At 70.6% G+C, this 4,293-nt stretch carries 3 protein-coding genes; all 3 read right to left on the bottom strand.

Annotated elements, in window-relative coordinates; all coding sequences use genetic code 11:
* Positions 1-1,310 (bottom strand): FHA domain-containing protein (locus A7A76_RS18875; protein ID WP_206412655.1); only part of this gene is annotated, 1,310 nt, incomplete at its 3' end.
* Between the two features lie 134 nt (positions 1,311-1,444).
* On the bottom strand, positions 1,445-3,508 hold the full coding sequence (sctV, locus tag A7A76_RS18870) for a type III secretion system export apparatus subunit SctV (RefSeq protein ID WP_206412654.1): 2,064 nt from the start codon (positions 3,506-3,508) through the stop codon (positions 1,445-1,447).
* Between the two features lie 400 nt (positions 3,509-3,908).
* Positions 3,909-4,293, bottom strand: a 385-nt coding sequence (locus tag A7A76_RS18865) for a flagellar biosynthetic protein FliO (RefSeq protein WP_206412653.1), incomplete at its 5' end; no start/stop codon positions are given.

Genomic DNA, 4,293 nt, shown 5'->3' with positions numbered 1-4,293 from the left:
GGCGCGCCGGCCGCGGTCGCCGCATCGGCCGGCGGCGCGGCGCCGCTGGCGATCGCCAGCTCCTGCGCGGTCAGCGGCTGCACCTTGATCTCTTCCATCAAGCCGTTGAGCTTGTTGAACGCCCAAACCTTCTTGGAGCCGATTCCGCTGACGGTGCGGCCATCGGGCAGGACGTCGCCGTCCAGGTACTCGTTGCCGTCGACGTCGACCAGCCGCGGTTTGTCGTCGCGCAGGATCTTGACGATCCGGGTCGGCTCGGCCGGCACCGCCGGCTTCGGCTCTTCCGGCGCGGCCACCGCGGGGCCGGCGGCGACCGGGCTCGCGTCGAGGTCGCGCTTGATCACCCGGCGCACCCCGGCCACGTCCTGCATCGCGCGCGAGGCGATCGCGCGCGAGAACAGCGACGGATCGGCGAAGTGGCCGCTGACCTCGACATCGCCGTCGCCCAGGTAGCGCGTCTGCGTGGTCAGGCCCTGGCTGCGCAGCACTTCGCGCACGTCGCCGGCGATGTCGTCGCCGGTGCGCAGTTCCAGCCGCGCCTCGACCTCGTCGGTGACCAGGCGCTTGCGGATCATCTCGCGCGTGGCCGCGTCCTTGACCGTGCCCGACAGCACCAGGCCGCCGTCCTCGTTCTCGACCAGGCGTCCGCCGGCGATCGAGAACTCCTTGATCAGCGGCTGCACCAATTGGGTCGGCGTGGGTTTTTTCTCGAAGCCCGGCATCACCGCCGCGGCGATCGCCACCGACACCAGCGACAGCGCCGCCAGGCCCGCGATCAGCGGCAGGTGGCGCATCGGCGCCTTGGCCGGGCGCGCGGCGTCGGCGAGGTTGGGCAGCATCGTCGCCCAGCCCGGATCCTCGGCCGCGCCGACCGCGAACGAGGCGCCGCCGATGTCGACGCGCTGCATCGCGGCGAGTTCGGCCGGATCGCCCGGGCTCAAGGTCTGGCCGTCGATGAACAGCGGCGCGTCGAGCGCGCGCAACGACACGGTACCGCCCATGCGGGTCAGGAACGCGTGGCGCGGGGCGACGTTGGGATCGGACAGGACGATGTCGCAATCGCCGCTGCTGCCGATCAGCACGGTTTCCTGCGCCGACAGCGGCCGGCTGCCGCCGGTGTGCAGGCCGGAGACGATGCGCAGCACGCTGATCGCCGGCGAGGCGATGCGGATGTCGGCGGCGCGTTGTTCGGCCGCGGCCGGCGCCGATTCGACGGGGCGTTCGACAGTGCGCGGCTCGGCGGCGTCGGCCGCCTGCGCGGGCGCGTCGCCGGTCGGCGCGTCGGGGCTTGCGTGTGGATCGGGGGACATCATCGCGGCAACTCCTGTTCAGGCGCCGCCGCCGAGGGCGGGGCGCGCGGCCGGGACGCGCGATACGCGCGGGCCGTTCGGCCGATGAATGGGGAAACAAGCGCTCGCAGCAAGGGTCATGGCGAATTATCTCCTCAGGCGTTCACCTGGCCGGCCTGCACGATGCGCAGATCGGGCGCGAGTTCCTGGTAGGACAGCACCGGCAACTCGAAGAAGTCGATCTCCAGCAGCTTGCGCAGATGACGGCGAACATCCAGTGAACACAGCAACACCGGCTTTATGCCTTCGCCCTGTCGCGACAGGTGCGAACGCACCTCCGCGCCCAGGCGTCCGGCCAGTTCCGGCGAGATCGCCAGCTGGGTCGCGCCGCCGGCCACGCGCACCGACTGGCGCAGGCGGTCTTCCAGTTCCGGGTGGATCAGCAGCACTTGCATGGTGCGTTCGCCGTCGGCGTAGCGGTCGGCGATTTCGCGCTTGAGCGCGACGCGCACGTATTCGGTCAGCAGCACCACGTCCTTCTCGCGGCCGCCGACGTCGGTGATGGCTTCGAAGGCGTCGCGCAGGTTGCGGATCGGCACGCCTTCCTCGACCAGCCGGCGCAGCACGTCGGCCACGCGCTGCGGCGCGACCACGCGCAGCATTTCCTTGACCAGGTCCGGATAGTCGCGCTGCATGCGCCCGAACAGGTTGGACGCTTCCTGGATGCCGATGAAGCTGCCCAGGCGCCGCTCCAGGGCGTGGCGGCAATGTTCCATCACCGTGCCCAGCGCATCGCGGATGCCGTGGCCGGCCTGGCCGGTCCATTCGCCCGTCAGCGGCGGGAAGAAGCCCGGCAGCCTGGGCGCGTTGGCGTCGCCGGCGCGCGCGGCGCGGAACTGCGCGTTCGGCGACAGCCGGCCGAACGCCAGGCGCGCGCCAAACGCGGTCAGGCGGTAGCCGCCGAGGCCGTCGTCGCCTTCCAGGTCGGCGGCGATCTTCACCACCGGCACCGGCAGCGGCACGCCGTACTCGTCGCGCAGGCGGCGCGCGACCTCGACCATGCGCTCGCGCGCGGCGTGCTCGCCGAACGCGGCCGCCAGCGACGGCGCGATCTCCAGCTGCAACGGCGCCGGCGGCGCGACCTCGTCCTCGTTGAGCGGCTTGTCCTCGGCCGCGCGCTCGCCCTCGGGCACGCTGAAGGCGCGGCGCAGCAGCGGGTGATGGTGGCGATAGCGCCAGGCGGCGAAGCCCAGCAGCACGATCGACAGGGCCAGGAACACCAGCTTGGGGAAGCCCGGCACGAAGATCATCCCGAATGCGAGGCAGCCGGTGATCAGCAGCACGCGCGGCTGGCCGGAGACCTGGCGGGTGATCGACTCGCCCAGGTGGCGGTCGTCCTCGTCGCCGGCGGTGCGGGTCACCACCAGGCCCGCGGCGATGGTCGCCAGGATGGCCGGAATCTGCGAGACCAGGCCGTCGCCGATGGTCAGGATCGAATAGGTGTGGGTGGCGTCGCTGAGCGGCATGCCCTTCTGCAGCACGCCGATGGCCAGGCCGCCGAGCAGGTTGATGATGATGATGACGATGCCGGCGATGGCGTCGCCCTTGACGAACTTCATCGCGCCGTCGAGGCTGCCGTGCAGCTGGCTTTCCACTTCCAGCAGGCGGCGCTTGCGCTTGGCCTCGTCCTTGTCGATCAGGCCGGCGCGCAGGTCCGAGTCGATCGACAGCTGCTTGCCGGGCATCGCGTCCAGGGTGAAGCGCGCGGCCACTTCGGCCACGCGCTCGGCGCCCTTGGCGATGACGATGAACTGGACCACGGTGATGATCAGGAACACCACGAAGCCGACCACCAGGTTGCCGCCGGCGACCAGGCTGCCGAATGTTTCGACGATATGACCGCCGTTGGCTTCGAGCAGGATCGAGCGGGTGATGGCGATCGACAGCGACAGCCGGAACAGCGTGGTCAGCAGCAGCACGCTGGGGAAGCTGGAGAACGCCACGGGCGTGGGGATGTACAGCGCGATCAGCAGCAGGCCGAAGCCGATCGCGATGTTGACCGCGACCAGGGTGTCGATGATCGCCAGCGGCAGCGGCAGGATCATCACGCCGATGATGGTCACCGCCGCGAACGCCAGGACCACGTCGCTGTAGCCCGCGCGGCGACGGCCCTGCGCGCCGGACGCGGTAGCGATCCAGGAAGTCAGCAGTCCACGCATTCGTTCGTCCCGAAAATCCTTAGGAAATCCCGCTCCCCGCGGGGGCTGCCGGCAGCGCGCCGCGCGTGGGCGCCGCGGCGACCGCCGCGCCCCGCGCGACGGATCCGCGGGCCGCGATCGTGTGATGAGTCGCACAGTCTGAAACGTTGCGGGCGATCACGACGCTGCCACGTACCCCTGGGCCATCACGCATGGCTGTCCTCGACACGATGCCGGTCCGGACGGCCGATACTAAGTGCAATTTGTCACCCGTTGCATGAACGAGCCGGGTTCGCGCAATGCGTGCACAAACTCACGGGTTCTTCATTGCGTGCGGCTAAATTCAAGCGCATTCGTCGCTGTTTTTGTGAACTCGTGCGCACTTGCTTCGTCGCATTCGTCTAACGTACGCGCGAAACGCTCACGATTCGCGCTCCGCGGTGGGGGCGGCAGCGACGGACGCGGAAACGGTTGCCGATGCAACCGTCGCCGGTGCGATGTCGTCGGGGTCGAGCTCGGCGATGAGCGACAACGATTGCCCGCCGACGCCGACCGCGAGCGCGCGGCCGCTGCGGGTGCGCAGCACCACGATCCGCTCGCGCGGGCCGATCGGCAGGATCTGCAGCACCGACAGCGGCGCGTCGCGCGCGGTCAGGCCGTGGCGCTTGCGCAGCACGTACAACACCGCGACCAGGCCGCCGAGCACCACCGCCACCGGCAGCAGGATCGCGGCGAATTCGAACAGCAGCGACGGCGGCTGCGCAGCGGCGGCCGGCGCGGCGGAGGCGGGGGCCGCCGGCGCCGCG

Source organism: Lysobacter enzymogenes, from assembly GCF_017168095.1.
GTDB lineage: Bacteria > Pseudomonadota > Gammaproteobacteria > Xanthomonadales > Xanthomonadaceae > Lysobacter > Lysobacter enzymogenes_D.
The sequence above is the reverse complement of the archived record's forward strand: the minus strand, read 5'-3'. Positions and strand labels throughout refer to the sequence as shown.

Excerpts from the sequence above, each read along its gene's own strand:
- sctV (WP_206412654.1), bottom strand. The coding sequence starts at position 3,508 with ATGCGTGGACTGCTGACTTCCTGGATCGCTACCGCGTCCGGCGCGCAG.